Origin of the sequence: Streptomyces sp. NPDC001902 (assembly GCF_042891295.1) — a bacterium.
Lineage (GTDB): Bacteria > Actinomycetota > Actinomycetes > Streptomycetales > Streptomycetaceae > Actinacidiphila.
Map to the genome: position 1 here is coordinate 58,148 of NZ_JBIATA010000016.1, position 16,785 is coordinate 74,932.

Annotated in this window: 11 protein-coding genes and 1 pseudogene; 2 read left to right on the top strand and 10 right to left on the bottom strand. The window is 72.4% G+C overall.

From position 1 onward, the window contains the following. The first annotated feature begins 270 nt into the window (after positions 1-270). Positions 271-1,362 carry a hypothetical protein gene (locus ACFYYN_RS24920; RefSeq protein WP_500547562.1) on the top strand — a complete coding sequence of 364 codons (1,092 nt, stop codon included), beginning with the start codon at positions 271-273 and terminating at the stop codon, positions 1,360-1,362. 224 nt (positions 1,363-1,586) lie between these two features. Here the strand turns inward: ACFYYN_RS24920 and ACFYYN_RS24925 are convergent, their stop codons facing one another. From ACFYYN_RS24925 to ACFYYN_RS24960, 8 genes and pseudogenes are all read right to left on the bottom strand, one after another. Beyond that, a complete protein-coding gene (locus ACFYYN_RS24925) occupies positions 1,587-4,376 on the bottom strand; it encodes a DUF5682 family protein (protein ID WP_500547563.1) in 2,790 nt (929 codons plus the stop codon). Beyond that, on the bottom strand, positions 4,373-5,491 hold the full coding sequence (locus ACFYYN_RS24930; protein ID WP_499514984.1) for an ATP-binding protein: 1,119 nt from the start codon (positions 5,489-5,491) through the stop codon (positions 4,373-4,375). Before ACFYYN_RS24930 ends, ACFYYN_RS24925 begins: the two co-directional genes overlap by 4 nt. A gap of 80 nt (positions 5,492-5,571) precedes the next feature. Next, positions 5,572-7,032 (bottom strand): VWA domain-containing protein, encoded by a 1,461-nt coding sequence (locus ACFYYN_RS24935; RefSeq protein ID WP_500547564.1) that lies wholly within the window; start codon positions 7,030-7,032, stop codon positions 5,572-5,574. Continuing rightward, on the bottom strand, positions 7,029-8,447 hold the full coding sequence (locus ACFYYN_RS24940; protein WP_500547565.1) for a hypothetical protein: 1,419 nt from the start codon (positions 8,445-8,447) through the stop codon (positions 7,029-7,031). The genes ACFYYN_RS24935 and ACFYYN_RS24940 overlap by 4 nt, the downstream gene beginning before the upstream one ends. After that, on the bottom strand, positions 8,417-8,962 hold the full coding sequence (locus ACFYYN_RS24945) for a hypothetical protein (RefSeq protein WP_500547649.1): 546 nt from the start codon (positions 8,960-8,962) through the stop codon (positions 8,417-8,419). The genes ACFYYN_RS24940 and ACFYYN_RS24945 overlap by 31 nt, the downstream gene beginning before the upstream one ends. Positions 8,963-8,991: 29 nt before the next feature. Next, a complete protein-coding gene (locus ACFYYN_RS24950; protein WP_500547566.1) occupies positions 8,992-9,201 on the bottom strand; it encodes a hypothetical protein in 210 nt (69 codons plus the stop codon). Between the two features lie 45 nt (positions 9,202-9,246). Beyond that, positions 9,247-9,750 (bottom strand): annotated as a pseudogene (locus ACFYYN_RS24955) (AAA family ATPase); the annotation flags it as partial. Between the two features lie 293 nt (positions 9,751-10,043). Beyond that, positions 10,044-10,664, bottom strand: coding sequence for an L-threonylcarbamoyladenylate synthase (locus ACFYYN_RS24960; RefSeq protein ID WP_386991703.1), 621 nt, complete (start codon positions 10,662-10,664; stop codon positions 10,044-10,046). Between the two features lie 391 nt (positions 10,665-11,055). Here ACFYYN_RS24960 and ACFYYN_RS24965 point away from each other — a divergent pair, with 391 nt between their 5' ends. Beyond that, positions 11,056-11,490, top strand: a complete 435-nt coding sequence (locus ACFYYN_RS24965) for a ribosomal maturation YjgA family protein (RefSeq protein WP_500547567.1) — start codon at positions 11,056-11,058, stop codon at positions 11,488-11,490. Between the two features lie 20 nt (positions 11,491-11,510). Here ACFYYN_RS24965 and ACFYYN_RS24970 read toward each other — a convergent pair whose 3' ends face one another. Both ACFYYN_RS24970 and ACFYYN_RS24975 read right to left on the bottom strand, forming a co-directional pair. Beyond that, on the bottom strand, positions 11,511-13,943 hold the full coding sequence (locus ACFYYN_RS24970) for a helicase-associated domain-containing protein (protein WP_500547568.1): 2,433 nt from the start codon (positions 13,941-13,943) through the stop codon (positions 11,511-11,513). Positions 13,944-14,092: 149 nt separating this feature from the next. Beyond that, a complete protein-coding gene (locus tag ACFYYN_RS24975; RefSeq protein WP_500547650.1) occupies positions 14,093-16,315 on the bottom strand; it encodes a M4 family metallopeptidase in 2,223 nt (740 codons plus the stop codon). Positions 16,316-16,785: the final 470 nt, after the last annotated feature.

Below are 16,785 nucleotides of genomic sequence, written 5' to 3' on the forward strand. Positions count from 1 at the left end.
GCGGCATCGGGCCCACGAGTGGGTGCGGCAGGTGGTTCGCACGGACGAATCCACGTCACGGACAGCGCACTTGCATCCCGCTGCGCCGCTGATGAACGCGGTGGCTTCGGCCCTTTACTTCGCAGTGGATCACCGACGACACTGGTGCACCGCACGGCCGTCGGCTCTCTTCGCCCCCACGCGCCTCGTCCGGAAAGCCCGTCGGCGTGCGCCCACCCAGCCTCGCAAGACGGTGCCCCACCCCGGCTCGACCTCCGGCGAAGGACGCAAATGCGACACTCCACCTTGCTGACCCGCGGCTTCGGCGGCGGCGCCCTGGCGTGCGCCGCGGTCGCCCTGGCACTGATCTTCGTGCGCTACGACGCGCCCGCCCCGCGGTGGGACATCCTGACGGCGCTCGGGGCGTCAGCGGCCACCGCCGGAGCCTGGGCGCTCGCCTGCCGCCTGGCACCGCCGCTGCGCCCGGCGCCCTCCACCGCGCAGCCGTCCCCACCGCCACCCGTGCCGCGCCGGCTGCCGATGCCCGCCCGTGACGCCGGGCGCGCGACAGGGGCCGTACTCCTCATCGTGACGCCGTTCTTCCTCACCCGGCTGGCCGCCGGCACCGGCGGGGTGCTCGCCGGCGTGCTGATCATCCTCATCTTCATCCTGACGGCCAAGACGCTCCAGTTCGCCCGCCGCCAGACCAGGCAGGCCGACATCCGCGCCAAGATGCGCGTGCTGTCCGAGGACGCGGGCCGAGGCGAACTCCACACCGTGCGCGTCCGGGCCGGGGAACCGGTGCGCATGCGCTACCTCAAGCGCGGAGACAAACCAGGCCAGTTGGACGTCACACAGTTCCACTGGATCGTCCTCCACGAGGGCGGACGCGAGATCAGGCTCGCAGGCCCCGACGCGGAGGTGGGCCGGGCCGCCCTGCGCCTCGGCGGCCAGGACGGATGGCTCTGCTGGCCGGAACGCTGGAAGCTGATCGAGGACGAACTGCCCGCGGCGTTCGTCGCCGACAACGGCGAGACGGTCATGGGTCTCACGGACCCGGACGAGGCACGCCCCTACCTCAAGGGCGCCGCCAGTCCCGGCGCCGCCGACCGCGCCGTCCGCCGCGTGCCGCGCACCGCCAAGTTCTCGGCGCCGGTGCACGGACCCATCCTCGGCGGCGCCCTTCTCGCGGCCGTGATCGCCGCACCCGTCCTCTGGTTCGGGCCCGACCGGCTGCCCTGGTTCGTCACCTGGCTCCTGTGCGCCCTGGCCGCCGCGGCGGCCGTCCACCTGCCGCTGCGGGGGATCGGCGCGGCGAGCCGGACCCTCCCGGACGGCCCGACCTGGACGGTGCGCGAGGAGTCGGACCCGGCCATCTCGTGACCCGGGCCGGCACTCCCGCCACCGCCGCCGTGCGCGGTTCGCGGAAGGCCGTCACACACTGCGCCGGGAAGCCGGACCACGGAAGCCGAGGACGCGATGGCGATCCCATACCCGTGCCCACGACCAGGCGGCCGGGCGGCCTGCCACGGGGCGCGGGCCGACGCGGTCACCACGCAGCACAGCACCGAGATCCACTGCGTCCAGTGCAGCCGCGCGGGCCGATCTCATGCCCTGGCAAACAACGCCTCCAGTGCCTCAGCCGTCTCCGGGTAACGGTCGAGCAGTGCCGCGCCGGCCAGCTCGGGTTCTGGCGTCGCCCAAGGGTCCTTGCAGCCCAAGAGGCTGGCCAGTGCGTCGGTCGTTGATGGGTGGGCGGTGAGGAGGGTGGCACCGCGGGGGGACTGTCGTGCCGGGGGCAGGGCCAGCGGCGCTGGCTGAGCGGCGCGCCACGGGGGGATCCAGGCGTCGAGGGCGGGGAGGCGGCCCGGGAAGATGCGGCCCGCCTCGCGGATGAGGAGGGGGGCCAGTTCCGTGCCGCCCGCGCGGAGGCTCATGATCAGGGTGGGGAGCCATGGGAGGAGGACCTGGTCGGGGAGTCGGGCGAAGGCGTTGGAGACGGCCTCCACGACGACGTCGGCGAGGCCCGGGACAGGTTCCAGGGCGTGGAGGAGGCCGCTGAGGTAGCGGGGGTAGGCGGGGACCACCAGGGGGTTGGCGAGCAGCTCGTCGCACTTGGCCCGCAGTTCCGCGCGGGTCAGGGTTCCGAGGTGGACCTGGGCCGCCCACAGCAGGGCCGTCTTCGAGGGGTCCTGGGGGTGGGACTGCGCGACGGACAGTTCGAGCTGGGTGCGGTCGCAGCCCAGTGACAGGGCCAGGGTCTCCATGCTGAACAGGAAGCCCAGCATCGCCGCGACCTGGCGGACGGTGGCGTCGTCGTCGGTGAACGCGGTCGGGAGCAGGGTGCAGTAGTGCGCGTAGCCGGCTTTGGTGAAGGACTCGATCCACGACGGCAGCGTCGGTTCGCTGGTGCGGTAGTAGGAGAGGAGCCGTCGTACCCGGTGGAGTACTTCGGGCGCGCCGTCGACGGTGCGTTCGGCCGACAGGACCTCCAGGGCGCGGGTGCCGAGTTCGTCGGCGAGGCGGCGGCTGTTCAGGTAGAGCGTGGCGTCCTCGACGGCTTCGAGGACTGTTGCCGCGGTGGCCTTGGGGTCGTAGGCGCGGCGGCGCAGGCGTTGTTCCAGAACCTGTTCGATGCTGACGCCCTCGTAGCCGAGCTCGATGAGGGCGCGCTGGTGGGTACCGAGGGCGAGGTCCCAGGACTCCTGGATCGGGCGCTCGCCGAGCTTCCGCTCGCCCATGATGGGCCGGGCGGTGCCCTCGGGCATCAGGCGGCGCAGCATCCACAGGACGTCGGAGCACGGGCCGAGTTCCGGCCGGCCGGCGATGTCGAGCAAGGCGCGCTGCACGCCGCGCTGCTGGAGCTTGAGGCCCAGGGGTGCGAGCCGGTCGTGCACGTCGCGGGCTAGGGGCGGCAGGGCATCATAGCCGACCTGGCCGATCCGGTCGCCGCCCATCATGATCTCGACGAGCCGACGCACGTCGCGCCGGCCGGGCACCGCGTCCTTCTCGATGCAGGTGACGGCCGCGTCCTGGAAGTCATACGGCGTGGGCTTGGCCCGGTCGCGCATCCCGGCCAGCAGGATCGACGTCTCGAACACGGCGATGGCGTCGGCGGTGGAGGCAAGGTAGCCGTTGCGGCGGGCGGCGCGCACGATCTCCACCGACCAGCCGAGCAGTTCGGCCTCGTCCAGTTGGTCCAGGGCGGGCGGGCGCTGGAGGAAGCCGGTCAGCTGGTCGGCGGGTACAGCCTGAGGGGCGGGTGCCAGGGCCTTGGCGGGCGTCGTCTTCTTCGTGCCCGCCTGTCCCGCAAGGCGGTACGGCTTCACGCGGGTCCGCTTGAGGTTCTTCGTCCACTGCGTCGCGGCGATCGACACCGAGCCCGCGGCGAGGCCGAACTGCGCCTCGATCGCCGCGTGGCTGGACGGGATCAGGCCGTGCAGCCACTTGGTGCCGCTGCGCGGGGTGATCTCGAAGGTGTCGGCGCCGTCCACGCCGAACTCGGCGACGCGGCTGGCGGCGTGGAAGGCGCCGCAGACGTAGAGGCAGTCCGCCGGGTCGGTGGCGGTGGCGGCCAGGTGCTCGCGCATCCGGGTCCACATGTGGCGCTCGCGGTCCTCGTCCACGCGCACCCGGTGCGGGTCGCCGGGGGCGAGGCGCCGGAAGAGGCTGCCGATGAGGAACATGACCTGGCGGTAGGTGTCGTGGTCGGCGTCGCCGAGCGGCAGCTCCACGTACTGGTGCCACCACTCCGACCAGTGCCGCACGCGGCCGTGGCGCAGCAGGTGCTCCTCCAGTTCGGCGAAGCGCGGCCGCAGGTCGCCGATCTCGACGCCGACCGCGTCGCCGTGCAGCGCGGCCTCCTCCTCGGCGGGCGGCGCGTCCGGGTCGTCCGGCGTGTCGGGCCGTTCGGCGCGGGCGTCCCACTGGAAGACGTGGTCGGAGGAGCGGTCGACCAGGACAAGTTCCACGCCCGGGGTGTCCAGCGCGTAGGCGATGGCCTGGTACTCCGCCGAGGCCTCGGTGATCGGGGCGACCACCGACAGCGGGGCCCAGTCGGCGGGGAAGCCGTCGGCCTCGCTCGCGTACGCCTGGACCGCGACCGGCAGTCGGCAGTTGCGCAGCTCCGTGAGCAGCGGTGTCATGTCCTCGCACAGCTCCAGGTACACGACCTTGGGCTGCTTCTCGCGCAGGCGGCGTGCCATGGCGACCGCCGAGGCGGGCGAGTGGTGGCAGACCGGGAAGACCTCCAACGGCTCGCGCACGGCGCGGTCGACGTCGTCGACCATGCCGAGGAGGATGCCCTCCAGGGCGTCGGGCCCATCGGCGAACGTCGTGGCGGCTTCGCGGAGCTGACTGCGCAGCGCCTCGAAGGTGCCCTCGTGGGGGGCGGTCATGAGAGGGTGGCGATCGCGTCGCGGCCGCCCTCCAGGAACTCGGGCCAAGCGCCGCCCTCGTCCTTGCTGCGCGGCTCGACGACGCCGTGCAGGTACTTGTTGAGGATCGCCAGGTCCTCGGGCTCGCGCCGGGCCAGCGACCCGACGAGAGAGGACGCGAGGGCGCGGGCGGTCAGGGCCCGCTCACCGAAGAAGTTGCTGTGCAGGATGGAGTCCTCCAGCACGCCGATCTGCTCTGCGGTTGACAGCGCGGACTCCAGCTTCTCGTCGTCGCTGCCGGCCGCGGCGGCCGAGGCGCGCAGGTCGGCGAAGCTCTGCAGCAGCACGTCGAGCAGGGTCGGCGGCACGTCCAGCTCTATCTGGTGGCGGCGCAGCAGCTCCTCGGTGCGGAAGCGGACGATCTCCGCCTCGCTCTTCTTGTTCGTCACGACGGGGATGCGGACGAAGTTGAAGCGGCGCTTGAGCGCGGAGGACAGGTCGTTGACCCCGCGGTCGCGGCTGTTGGCGGTGGCGATGATGGAGAAGCCGGGCTTGGCGAAGACGATGTTGTCGCTGTCGCCGTCCAGTTCGGGGACGGAGATGTACTTCTCGGAGAGGATGGAGATCAGGGCGTCCTGGACGTCGCTGGTGGAGCGGGTGAGCTCCTCGAAGCGGCCGATGGCGCCGGTCTCCATGGCGGTCATGATCGGTGAGGGGATCATCGACTCCCGTGACTGGCCCTTGGCGATGACCATGGACACGTTCCAGGAGTACTTGATGTGGTCCTCGGTGGTGCCGGCCGTGCCCTGGACGACGAGGGTGGAGTTGCGGGAGATCGCGGCGGAGAGCAGCTCGGCGAGCCAGCTCTTGCCGGTGCCGGGGTCGCCGATGAGCAGCAGGCCGCGGTCGGAGGCGAGGGTGACGATGGAGCGCTCGACGAAGCTGCGGTCGCCGAACCACTTCTGTGCGATCTCGCGGTCCAGGCCGTCGGAGGGCTCGGAGCCCAGGATGAACAGGCGGACCATCTTGGGCGACAGGCGCCAGGAGAACGGCTTGGGGTTGTCATCGACCGACTCCAGCCAGTCCAGTTCCTCGGCGTACTTGGTCTCGGCGGGGGCGCGCAACAGGTCGGACATGAGGGGCCTTTCGGGCAGGGTGGGGTGCTGCTCGGGTTGTCTTGGGTTGCTTCGTGGTGCCTTGGGCCGCCTGGGGGCGCTCAGGCGAGGAAGGTCTTGAGCTCGTGGACGAGCTTGCGTATGTGGCCGGAGATCACCGGGGTGCCGAGGTCCTTGAAGCGCTCGCGGAACCACGGGTTGACGCTGCCGCGGCCGGAGCTGGTCACCGAGCCGACGGGGATGAACTTGACCCCCGAACGGTGGAGGGCGGCCATGCTCTCGAACAGCGGCTCCGTCCGCCATTCGTAGAAGTCGGAGATCCACACGACGACCGTGTTGCGCGGCTCGGCGACCTTCGGCTGCGCGAGCGCCATGGCGACCGTGCCGTCGGTGCCGCCGCCGAGCTGGGTGCGCAGCAGGGTCTCGAAGGGGTCGTGGACCCAGGGCGTGAGGTCGAGTGCCTGCGTGTCGTACGCGATGAGGTGGACGTCCACCTTCGGCAGCCCGGCGAAGATCGAGGCCAGGATGGTGCAGTTCACCATGGAGTCGACCATCGAGCCCGACTGGTCCACGACGACGATCAGCCGCTGGGGTGTCGTCTTGCGGGCGGTGTGCCGGTAGTAGAGGCGATCGACGTAGAGCCGCTGCTCCTCCGGGCTCCAGTTGGTGAGGTTCTTCCAGATCGTGCGGTCGAGGTCGAGGTTGCGGAACACCCGCTTGGGCGGGATCGAGCGGTCGATCGCGCCGACCGACGCCTTCTCGACCTGGGTGCGCAGTACTTCGGCGACCTCGTCGACGAAGCGGCGGATCAGGGACTTGGCGTTGGCCAGGGCGACGCCCGAGAGGTTGTTCTTGTCCCGCAGCAGCTGCTCGATCAGGGACATGCTCGGGGTCAGCTGCGCGGCGAGCTTGGGGTCGGCCAGGACTTCGCGCAGATGCATCCGCTTGACCAGGTCGGCCTCGATGGCGCCGAGTTCGGGGCCGATGGCCGGGATCAGCCGGCTGAGGTCGGGGGTGGTGCCCCCGCCGCCGGTGCCGGTCGGGCTGACGCCGGGTCCTGCCGCCCGTCCCCCGGCGCGGCCGCCTCCACGACCGCCCCGCAGCTCGCCGGGGCGGCAGCCGAGCGCGCGCTCCAGCCAGCCCGCGTCGGACTGCCAGCGCGCCAGCTGCCCGGCGGTGACCGTGCCGGAGCCGGAGGTGAAGACGTTGAGCAGCACCTTCGACACCAGTGCGGCGCGGCGGACTTCGGCGGCGCGGTCGCGTGCGCCGTCCTCAGGGTCGGGTTCGGGGGTCATCAGGCCGTCGAGCTCGGCGGCCAGCTCCGGGTGGCGTTGCACGATGGAGTCCACGGAGGTCTGCGGGTCCAGCAGGGCGGGCGGAAGGCCGATGTCCTCGACGACCGCGAGGCTCGCCGATTCCAGGCCGGCCTGCTCCTCGGGGTCGAAGAGCCGGGCCAGCAGGCGCCAGTACAGGACCTGGCGGCGGTTGTCGTGCGGGTCGGCGACGGGAGGCCCATCGGGGCCGTCGGCGTGCCCGGTCTGCCCGCTGGTCTGTTCGGTCATTTCCGCAGCAGCCTTCCGGCGCGTTCCCGCAGGACGTCCACCGCGTCGGTGGCGGCCTTCTCGGCCTTGACGCCGTTCTTGTCGCTCGTCCCGCCCGCCCATGCCCCGGCGTGGACGGCGACAGCCTTCTTCCGCACCGTCGTCTCGACGGCCAGCGGCTGCACGCGGTACGTCCCCTCGTCCCAGCGGAGCAGAGCGATGCAGGCGCCCGACGCCGCGACCGCCTCGGGGGTGAGCGGCCCGGCGGCCGGAACGCGGTCGGTGTCGACGGCGAGGGACTGCCCGGCGACGGTGAACGTCACCACGCCGTCCTCGGTCCCGGCGGCGTAGCCCTCCAGGAACACCGGCACGGCGATGCGCGCCGGGTGGCGGTCCAGGGGCGCGACGGCCGGGTCGGCGGCGGTGGGCAGCACGACGCGGGCGGCGGCGAAGGCGTCGGCGGGCTCGCCCGCTTGGGCGTGCGCGTCGTTCCAGAGCAGGTCGCCCTCGGCGGTGACGGGCATGCCGGCGAGGTCCATGGAGCGGCCCTCGCTGACGGCGGCCAGCAGCGACATGTGCGGGCGGAGCAGATGCCAGAGTCCGGCGCCGACGACGGAGTCGGGCTTGGGCGCGGACACGCTCGCGCGCACCAAAAGGGGCGTCGTGCCGTCCGCAGGCTCGAGCACGGCGTGGACCTGGGCCTGCACGGCGGTCGCGTGCTCCTGGAGGTCGACGCCGAGGGGCAGCAGGCGGCCGTTCGCCGTGCCGGTGGCGGGCACACCGGCCGCGCCGGGCAGCGTCAGCAGCATCCCGCGCGACCACAGGTCGGCCCAGCGGCGTACGGGGAACCGCTCCATGGTCGCCCCGGGACAGGAGGCGGCGAGTTCGGCGGCGAAGCCGTCGAGGAGCGTGGCCAGGCGGCGCAGTGCCGGGTCGGGCAGCATCGCGGAGACGATCTGCGCGGCGCCCGACACCAGGTCGTGGTCGAGGCCCTGCCAGCCGGAGCGGGCCAGGTCGGACAGCCAGGACCGGGCGGCGGCCAGCAGGTTCGGCGCCTGGTCGCCGTGGGGCTCGGGGGCGGCCTCCTCGGCGCGGGTCCGGCCGGTCGCCTCCTGGATCCGGGCCGTCAGTGCGTCATGGACGGAGCCGAGCAGCGCGGTGCGGGCGGCGGCGAGGACGACCAGGTGGTCCTCGCTCGCGGCTCCGGCAGCCGCCTTCTCGGCCGCCTCGGCGACCCTGGCGGCCAGCGGGGTTCCCGCGACGGCGTGGACGAGTTCCGTCAGGCCGGCGGTCTGGGCGGGCTGGGGACGCAGGAGTCCTGCGACGAGCGTTGCGTCGAAGGCGTTGACGGCCGTCAGGGCCTCGTCGAGCCCGGGGAGGGCTTCCGCGAGCAGGTCGATGCGCATCACGCCACCGCCCTGGTCGGCGGGAACCACTGCATCTCGGGCAGCGGGGCCGTGGTGGGGGCGAGCTCCAGGTAGGCGAGGTGGCGCAGGAACCGGCTGAAGACCGGCGCCGCGGCCTGCTTGTCGCCCTGCGAGGGGCGGGCGCTCGTCATGGCGGCGGTGATGCTCTGCGCGTCCGGCTCGGCGCCCGCGGTCTCGACCTTGACGTAGCGGGCGACGCGCTCGGCGCCGTACTGCAGCACGGCCTCGACGATCAGGGCTCGTATGTGGTTGCAGAAGCCGCCGCGTGCGCCGCCGCAGGGCCGGTTGTTGTTGGTGCTGCAGGTGTAGGCGTAGCTGCCCGCGGCGACCGACGAGACGTAGACCCGCTCGATGTCCGAGCCGCTGGACACCACGCCCTGCAGGCGTCCGTCGGCCAGTTCGACGAACGGTACCTTGGCGAGCTTGCGCGGCCGGGCGGGTGCCGTCACCCGTGCCGTGCTCGACCTCTCCCAATCTGACAACGCGCCATCTCCTGTGCAGCATGGGGGTATTCCGCGCCACATCGGCGGGACGTCAATGAACATATCCGCGATCACTGACAATGCCGTCCGGCCGTGCACAGGCCCAGGTCAGAGCCCCAGAGGGGCGTGCGGGCGCGCGTTTCCAGCGCCGCCGTCCCGGCCCGGGCGACGGCTCCGGCGCCGATGCCCTCGGCGCTGTCGATCCGCGACGCGAGCGGGGTGATCGCCACCACGCGCGCGAGCCGACCGAGCCTGCTCGCGTCCTCCATGTCGCCCGGCATGACGGAGCCGATGGTGAGCCCGCCGCCCGGCCGGCCGTCGCCGCGTCAGAGCCGCGAGGGGAGACCGCCCCGTTCCGGCAGCGGCGCGGTGAACCCCCAGCCGCGGGCCAGCAGCGCGTCGAAGGCGGTCGCGGCCGTCCGCAGCCGCTGCTCGTGCGGGATGGTGAGCACCACGTACGGCAGGCCGCGGCGGGTGAGTTCGGTGCGGAAGCGGCCGGTCATCCAGGAGCGCAGGTGCTCGCCGTCGCGCAGCCCGTCGTCCTCGAAGGGCACACCGGCGTCGTCGGTGAGCAGCCACAGGTGCTGCCGGCCCCGCGCGGCGACGGTTTCGACGCGGGGATCGCGGCCGCCCATGTAGCGCTCGTGCCAGATGGTCGTGGCCATGGCGTCGGTGTCGCAGAACAGGACCGGTGACCCGGCCCGTGCGGCGGCGTCCTCCTCGGCGAGCTGGCGCTCCGCGATGACCTCGAACTCGTCCGAGTCCCAGGTGACTTCGTCGAACGTGGCGTCCGGCCGGGTCTCCAGCAGCCGGGCGTACTTCTCCTCGCTGCGGTGCCCTGCGTTGCGGCTGTTGAGGCTGCGAGGGGCGGGGCGATGGTGGCTACACCTGCGCGGGCAATCGGTGATGAGGCCCTGCCTACCCTAGCTGGGCCCTGACCTGCAGTGACTGCTACGCGTCGGGGGTGCCGTCCTCGGTCGTGATGTCGACGGCTGTCCCCTGTACGGCGGTCATGCCGAGAAGCCTCCCGAGGCATCAGCGGCGGGAGGCTGGTGCCATCGGCGCGGCATGCACGTCTCATGCTGCAGGCAAGATCCATACCTTCGTGACCGGCCTCGCGGCCTCATTCGAACCGCGAGGTGTCCCCCGCGCCCCGCCGTACGATCTCTGCCACGCCGCCGGAGAAGTCGACCACCGTCGTCGGTTCGGTGCCGCAGTCCCCGGAGTCGACCACGGCATCCACCACGTGATCGAGCCGATCCTTGATCTCCCAGCCCTGAGTCATCGGCTCCTCCTCGTCAGGCAGCAGCAGTGTGCTGGACAGCAGCGGCTCGCCCATTTCGGCCAGCAGCGCCTGGGTGACCACATGGTCCGGGATGCGCACACCCACGGTCCTCTTCTTCGGGTGCAGCAGCTTGCGCGGCACCTCACGGGTGGCCGGGAGGATGAAGGTGTAGCTGCCGGGCGTGGACGCCTTCACGGCCCGGAACACGTCGTTGTCCACCTGCACGAACTGGCCCAGCTGCGCGAAGTCCCGGCACATCAGCGTGAAGTGGTGCCGGTCGTCGAGGTGGCGGATCGAACGGATCCGGTCCATGCCGTCCCTGCTGCCCAGCCGGCAGCCCAGCGCGTAACAGGAGTCGGTGGGGTATGCGATGAGTCCCCCCGAGCGCACCGCGTCGGCGACCTGGGCGATGCTGCGCGGCTGAGGGTTCTCGGGGTGCACGTCGAAGTACTTCGCCATCTGCCGAGCTTATGGCGTACCCGGGGGCCGCGCTCGCTGGGCCGCACCCCGTCGTCGCAACTACCGCATCGGACACGGACAAGACCTGTCACCCACGCTCCTGGAAGCCGCAGCCAGCAGCAGTGGCAGGTGAAACTTTGATGGGACGAACAGCTCAGTCGTCAATCTTCGGTGAGACCGGCGCATCTTCGCTGGGCCTCGCGTATCCGGATCGACGTCCACTTCGCGGCACCGACACTGCCGGCGCTGATAGCGGCGGAGCTGATCCGCCGGCTCGTCCGTTCCTTCATCTCGCCGAAGGACCGGTAGGCGCCGGAAAGCACGAGTCGGCGCAGCGGCCACGCCCGCTGCGCCCGACGGGCGTCCGTCGGACGTCCGACAGAATGGCTCCGTGACTCCCGAATCCGGACCCCACCGCCGTGCCGCAGACCCGGCGCGGACCCGTCTGACGGCGGCCGCTGCCGCGGTGATCACCGTCGGTGCGGGGCTGGGGCTCCGGGCCGTGGCCGAGGGGAGCGTGGCCAAGTACGGCGGAGACGCGCTCTACACCGTCCTGCTCGTCACCCTCGTCGTTCTGGCGGCGCCCCGGGTGACGCCCCTGATGGCCACCGGAAGTGCCCTGGCCGCCAGTTGGGTGATCGAGTTCCTGCAGCTCAGCGACGTGCCCGCGGAGCTCGCCCAACGCAGCCTCGTCGCCCGTCTCGTGCTCGGCTCCACCTTCAACCCACCGGATCTGCTGTGGTACGCCGTCGGCGCGGCGGCGGGCTGGCTCGTCCACACCGCGGTGTGCTCCTTCCTGGCACGCCGACGTACGGAGCACCGCTGACCTTGTCCCACCGCCCCGGTTCAGCGCGCGGCGAGCCGTAGCGCCATCTCCCGTGCGGAGGAGGGCAGTCCGCGGACGGGCTCCCCGTACTGCGGGTGTGCCTGGTCGAGGGTGGGGACCAGGGAGCGGGACCGTTCCTCGGGTACGCGTTCCAGGACCGTCGTGCCCGTCTCCGCCTCCAGGGCCGGGGCGTAGCCTGCCGTGCGCAGGGCGGCGAGGGTCTCGTCCGGAGGCGCCGTGGAGATCAGCACCGTCGGCGCGATCCGTCGCAGGCCCAGCTTGGCAAGGCCGCGCGCCTGCGCGACCTCCGCGATCAGCGTCGTGTCGTCGGAGCGGATGCAGCACGCCGAACGCACCACCCGCAGCCGCCCATGGCTGCGGGCGACGTCCTTGACCGTGTACGTCAGCGGTTGCGGCAGTTCCGTTCCCGGCCGGCAGACGGCGGTGAGGCGTTCGAGGATCCCGTCGGCGTCCCATCCCGCGTCGAAGGCCCGGCGCAGGGAGGCGGGAGTGATGCGCCAGACCACGGCGTGCCCCTCGGACTCGATGTCGCCGACCGCCGACAGCAACGCCGCTAGATCGGGCGCGGGCGCGCCGGTGACCGTCGCCGTGGAGTCGGCCTGGAACCGGGCCGTGGTGCTCGGCGCCGGCAGCATCGAGCGCAGGGCATCGCGCAGTGCGGCCACCGCCGTGGCCAGGGCCGGGCGCTCGGCCAGGCCCTCGCCCAGCCGGTCGGCGCCCTCGGCCGCCGGGTCGGCGTACGCGCCGGGCACGGCGGGGTAGTGGCGGGCGGCCCCGGCGCCGAGCAGTCCGGCGACCGCGCGGCCGACTTCGGTGAGCGCGCCGTGGGCCACCAGGCCGAGCAGCTCCGCCTCCGCCAACGTGGCCTCGAGGCGCCCTTCCAGGTCCTCGTCCTCGTAAGGCGCGATCAGCACCGGCCGGAACCAGACGGCGCACTCCAGTAGTTCGTCGCGTCCCTCTCCCCCGGCGGCCAGCCCGTACCCGTCCGGCAACGAGGCCAGCGCCTGGAGCACGCCGTGCCGCAGTGGCGCCGCGTACGGGTCCTGGGGGCTGATCAGCGCGACCGGGGTCTCACCCTCCTCCGGCCAGTACGTGAACACCTCCGGGACCACGGCCCAGGCGGCCGTCAACGGCAGCAGCTTCCCGGCGGGTGTGGCCGCGGCCCAGGCGTCGTAGCGCTCGCTAAGCAGCAGCCGCGCCGGTTGCGGCGGCGTGGCGGGGCGTCGGCGCCCCCGACCGCGAGCGGCAGGCTCCGCCTTCTCGCTCTGGGGCGCGGCAAGGCCCGCGTTCACCGCCAGGTCGAGCCACAACCGGGTGTGCTCCTCACCCGTCCCGGCCGCCTTGGCCAGCCTCCTGGTGTCGCGCACCGCGATCCCGCCGGCCTTGCGCACCGCCACCGGACGCGCGGCCAGTTCCCGCAGCACCAGTTCCGCCCGCCATGCGGCGGCTCCCGCCGCCACCGCGCCCTGGGCCGCCCAGTCCGCGGGCAGCCTGGTGACGCACGTCAGCGGTTCCGGGTCCAGGCTCGGCGCGGGCGCGGGCTGATCCGCGCGCAGTGCGTGGCCGACCTCGTACGGCAGCTCCACCAGATCAGGCCCGACCGGGACCACCATGCCGTGTTCGGCGAGCCAGTCGGTGCCCTCGTCCCCGCTGCCGCCCTCCCGGAACGTGTACTTGCGGTCCGGTCCCGCGTAGTCGCCGTACCGGGACACGAAGCAGTGAGTGCGCAGCAGCGGGGGTCCCTGCAGCATGTGGTCGAGCAGTTCGTGAGCCGCCGCCGGGGCGGTGGCCACCAGCTCCCGCACCCGGCCGGGGTCCGCGAGCAGAGCGCCGACCGCCGCCTGCGCGTCCGCGCGGGTGCGCTGCTCGATGCCGAGGGCGGCGGCGATCCGTTTGATCTCCGGCGCGTTGTACGCCTGTGTGAACAGCAGGTCGGCCGGCCTGCCGTAGCCGTCCATCCGGGCCGCCGACGTGTGCAGCAACGACGGCAGCGCCAGCCGGCCGGGCGGCGCGGGGAGCACCAGCGCCCGCTCCCGCAGCCGTTGCAGCGCTTCCGCGGTCCTCTCACGTGGTGTGCCGCCCTGCTCCAGCCAGTCCAGCACGTCCGTCTCGGGCACCAGCCGGGTGTAGGGGTCCACCGGCGGCGGCGCCGGGCGCCAGCCGTACGTGTGCTGCTCGGCCTCGGTCACCGGCCCGTACGTCTCCAGGGCCCGGGCCGCCACGCACGCCAGCAACTGCGCCTCGCCCCCCGTCCCCGCGGCGACGGCGCGCTCCACGGAGTCGTCGGTGAGGAGGTGCTCCGCCAGTTGCCGGAACGTGGTGACCGGCGTGTAGCCCGCGGCACGGGGCAGTTCACGCTCTTCCAGCAGGGCGGTGAGGGACTCGGTGGAGAGCCCGGCGAGCCACTGCTCCAGGGCGGTACGTGCATGCACCCGACTGAGCCTAGAACAGTCCGAGTCCCCCATGGCACCCCTCTCGCGATGCGCTTCGCCTCGGGTGGCGCCGTCCCGGCGGGAACGAGGGCGGCCCCATGACACGGCATGCCGCTGTGTCATGGGGCCGCGGCCCGCAAGGAGGCTGCTCAGAAGCCCAGGCTCCAGGTGTCGAGGTAGCCGGGGAGGACGATGAAGTTGCCCGGGGTGTTGTCCCTGACCCGCAGCTTCCAGGTGCCGTTGGCCGGGACAGCGGAGGCGTCGACGGTGAACGTCTGGTGCAGTTCGGGGATCGCGACGGGGCCCTGCGACCAGCCCTTGACCGGGATCACCCGGCCGTCCTCGCTGACCAGGTCGATGACGTAGAAGCCGACGTGGACGGCGTAGAGGTCGACCGTCACCTTGAGGTCGGCCGGGGCGTTGCCGTTGCGGCCGCTGACGGTGACCGGGCTCTCGATCACCGCCCAGTTGGGGATGTCGTACCGGTTCGGGTTGACGAAGACGTCGCCGCCGGAGGCGAGGACGGTCCACTGGTAGCGGACCGTGCGGCAGTTGCCCGCCGCGTCCTTGACGGTGATCGCGGGCCGGTACTCGCCGCCCTTGACCGGGATCCCGGAGACCAGGCCGGTCCTCGCGTTCATGGACAGGCCGCGCGGGAGGCCCTTGGCGGAGTACCTGAGGGCGCCCGGACGGGAACTCTGCGCCTGGATCTGCCAGGTGACCGACTGGCCGGTCGCCGTCCGCCGCGGGTTGGTGCTGTCGATCGCGAGGTGGTCGACGAAGCGGTACCCGACCTTGACCGCGGCCCAGGCGTTGCCGACCGCCTCGTACTTCTTGCTGCCCACCCCGTAGAGGTCGGCGGCGGCCTGGAGCGTGGCGGTGCGCGCGCCCGCGTAGTCCGTCGTGCTGGTCATGTAGACGGTCAGCGCGCGGTACCAGATGTCGGTGGCCGACTCGCGGCCGATGCCGGAGACCGCCTTGCCGTCGAAGGTCGGGCTGTCGTAGCGGACGCCGTTGATCGTCTTCTTGCCGCTGCCTTCGGAGAGCAGGTAGAAGAAGTGGTTCGCCGGGCCCGAGCTCTGGTGCGGGTCGAGGTGCTTGGTGCCGGTGGTCCAGTAGTCCTGCGACGCGCCGTAGCCCACGTCGTCCTTGGACGGCTGGTCCATGTAGCGCAACGGTACGCCGGTGCCGTAGACGTCGACCTTCTCGGCGATGAGGTAGTCGGGCACGTCCTTGGGGCTGTTGGTGAAGAACTCCACCGCGGTGCCCATGATGTCGCTGGTGGCCTCGTTCAGCCCGCCGGACTCGCCGCTGTAGATCAGGTCCGCGGTGGCCGAGGTGATGCCGTGCGTCATCTCGTGGCCTGCGATGTCCAGGGCGGTCAGCGGCCGCTGGTTGTCCTCGCCGTCGCCGTAGTTCATGCAGAAGCACTCTTCGTCCCAGTACGCGTTGACGTACCCGTCGCCGACGTGGACGTAGGAGCGCGCTCCGACGCCGTCGTCCGCGATGCCCTCGCGGCCGTAGCGGGAGTGGAAGAAGTCCCAGGTCTGCTGGGCGCCGTAGGCGGCGTCCACGGCGGCCGTCTGGAGGTCGGCCGGTGTGCCGTCGCCCCAGACGTCGTCGTCGTCCGTCATGACCTGCCGGGTGTCGTAGTCGTACGTCTCGTGGTTGCCGCGTGCGGCGTCCACCAGCTCGAAGACGTCACCGTTGCGGACGGAGCCGATCTGCACGCTGCCGTTGTGCTGGCCGGTACCCGTACCCGAGTGGACCTGCTCGACGCTCGCGAGCCGCTTGCCGGTCTTCGCGTCGGTCACGACCTGGAGGCGGCTGGGGGTGCCGTCCTTCTGGACGCCGGTGACGACGGACTCCCAGGCCAGGGTCGGTGCGCCGGTCGCCGCCCAGACCACCAGGCGCGGGGCCCGGTCGACCGCTGCCGTGCGGGTCTCCTCCCGGCCGGCGATGTCCAAGGCCGACTTCCGTGCCTTCGCCGCCGCGAGCGCCGGCGTGGTCGTCGGCACCGTGAGCCTCGCACCGCGGGCCTTGGTGACCGTCCGGGCGCCGCCCCGCTCGTGCACCACCAGGTCGCCGCCGAGGACCGGGAGACCGGCGAAGGTCCGCTCGTACCGTGTGTGGACGGTGCCGTCGGCGTCCTTGATGACGCCCCTCGGTATCAGCTGCTCCTCGTCGCCCAGCTTCAGCGACTCGGCCGTACCGGCGCTCGTGGCGGCGGCGGTTCTGAGCAGTTGCCCGCGCTGCGCGGGGGTGAGCGGGACCGTCCGCGTTCCGGACGCGGAGGACGCGACGGTCCCCTGCGGGTTCTCCTGCGCGCCCGCCGAGGCGAGGGGCAGGACGGACGCGATGAGCGTGGCCATGGTGACGGTCGCGGTCGCCACGGCGCGTCTGCGCCCTGACGACCGGGCTGCGGATGGCGTGGACCGGGTGGCGCGGAAGGTGCTCGTCACTCCTGAGGCTCCTTGTGGGTGGGGGCGATGCGGGGACGGGTGAGGACGTGGCTGCGCCGGAGCCGCCCTCGCCCCCCTGAAGTGGCCCGAACACAGCCCCAGATGCTTGCAGCGGCCGGTCCCCGTGTCACGAGTGCGGAGATCATTGTCCGGATTCCGGAGAGCCCTGCGCGGTGGTGTCACATAGCGGGGGCCTGTCTGGTCTGTTCGACCTCGCGGGAGGTACTCGGCGCTGCCCGGCAGCCCACTCCGGACGTCTCCTGCCGCGTGCCGCGGGGTCCGCACCGCGAAGGCACCGTCGGTGCACGAATCTTCCGCCGTCGCAGGTCAGCCGGACACCGGCAACTGCCCACTCGAACCTTTCCGGACCGGTGGCGGTA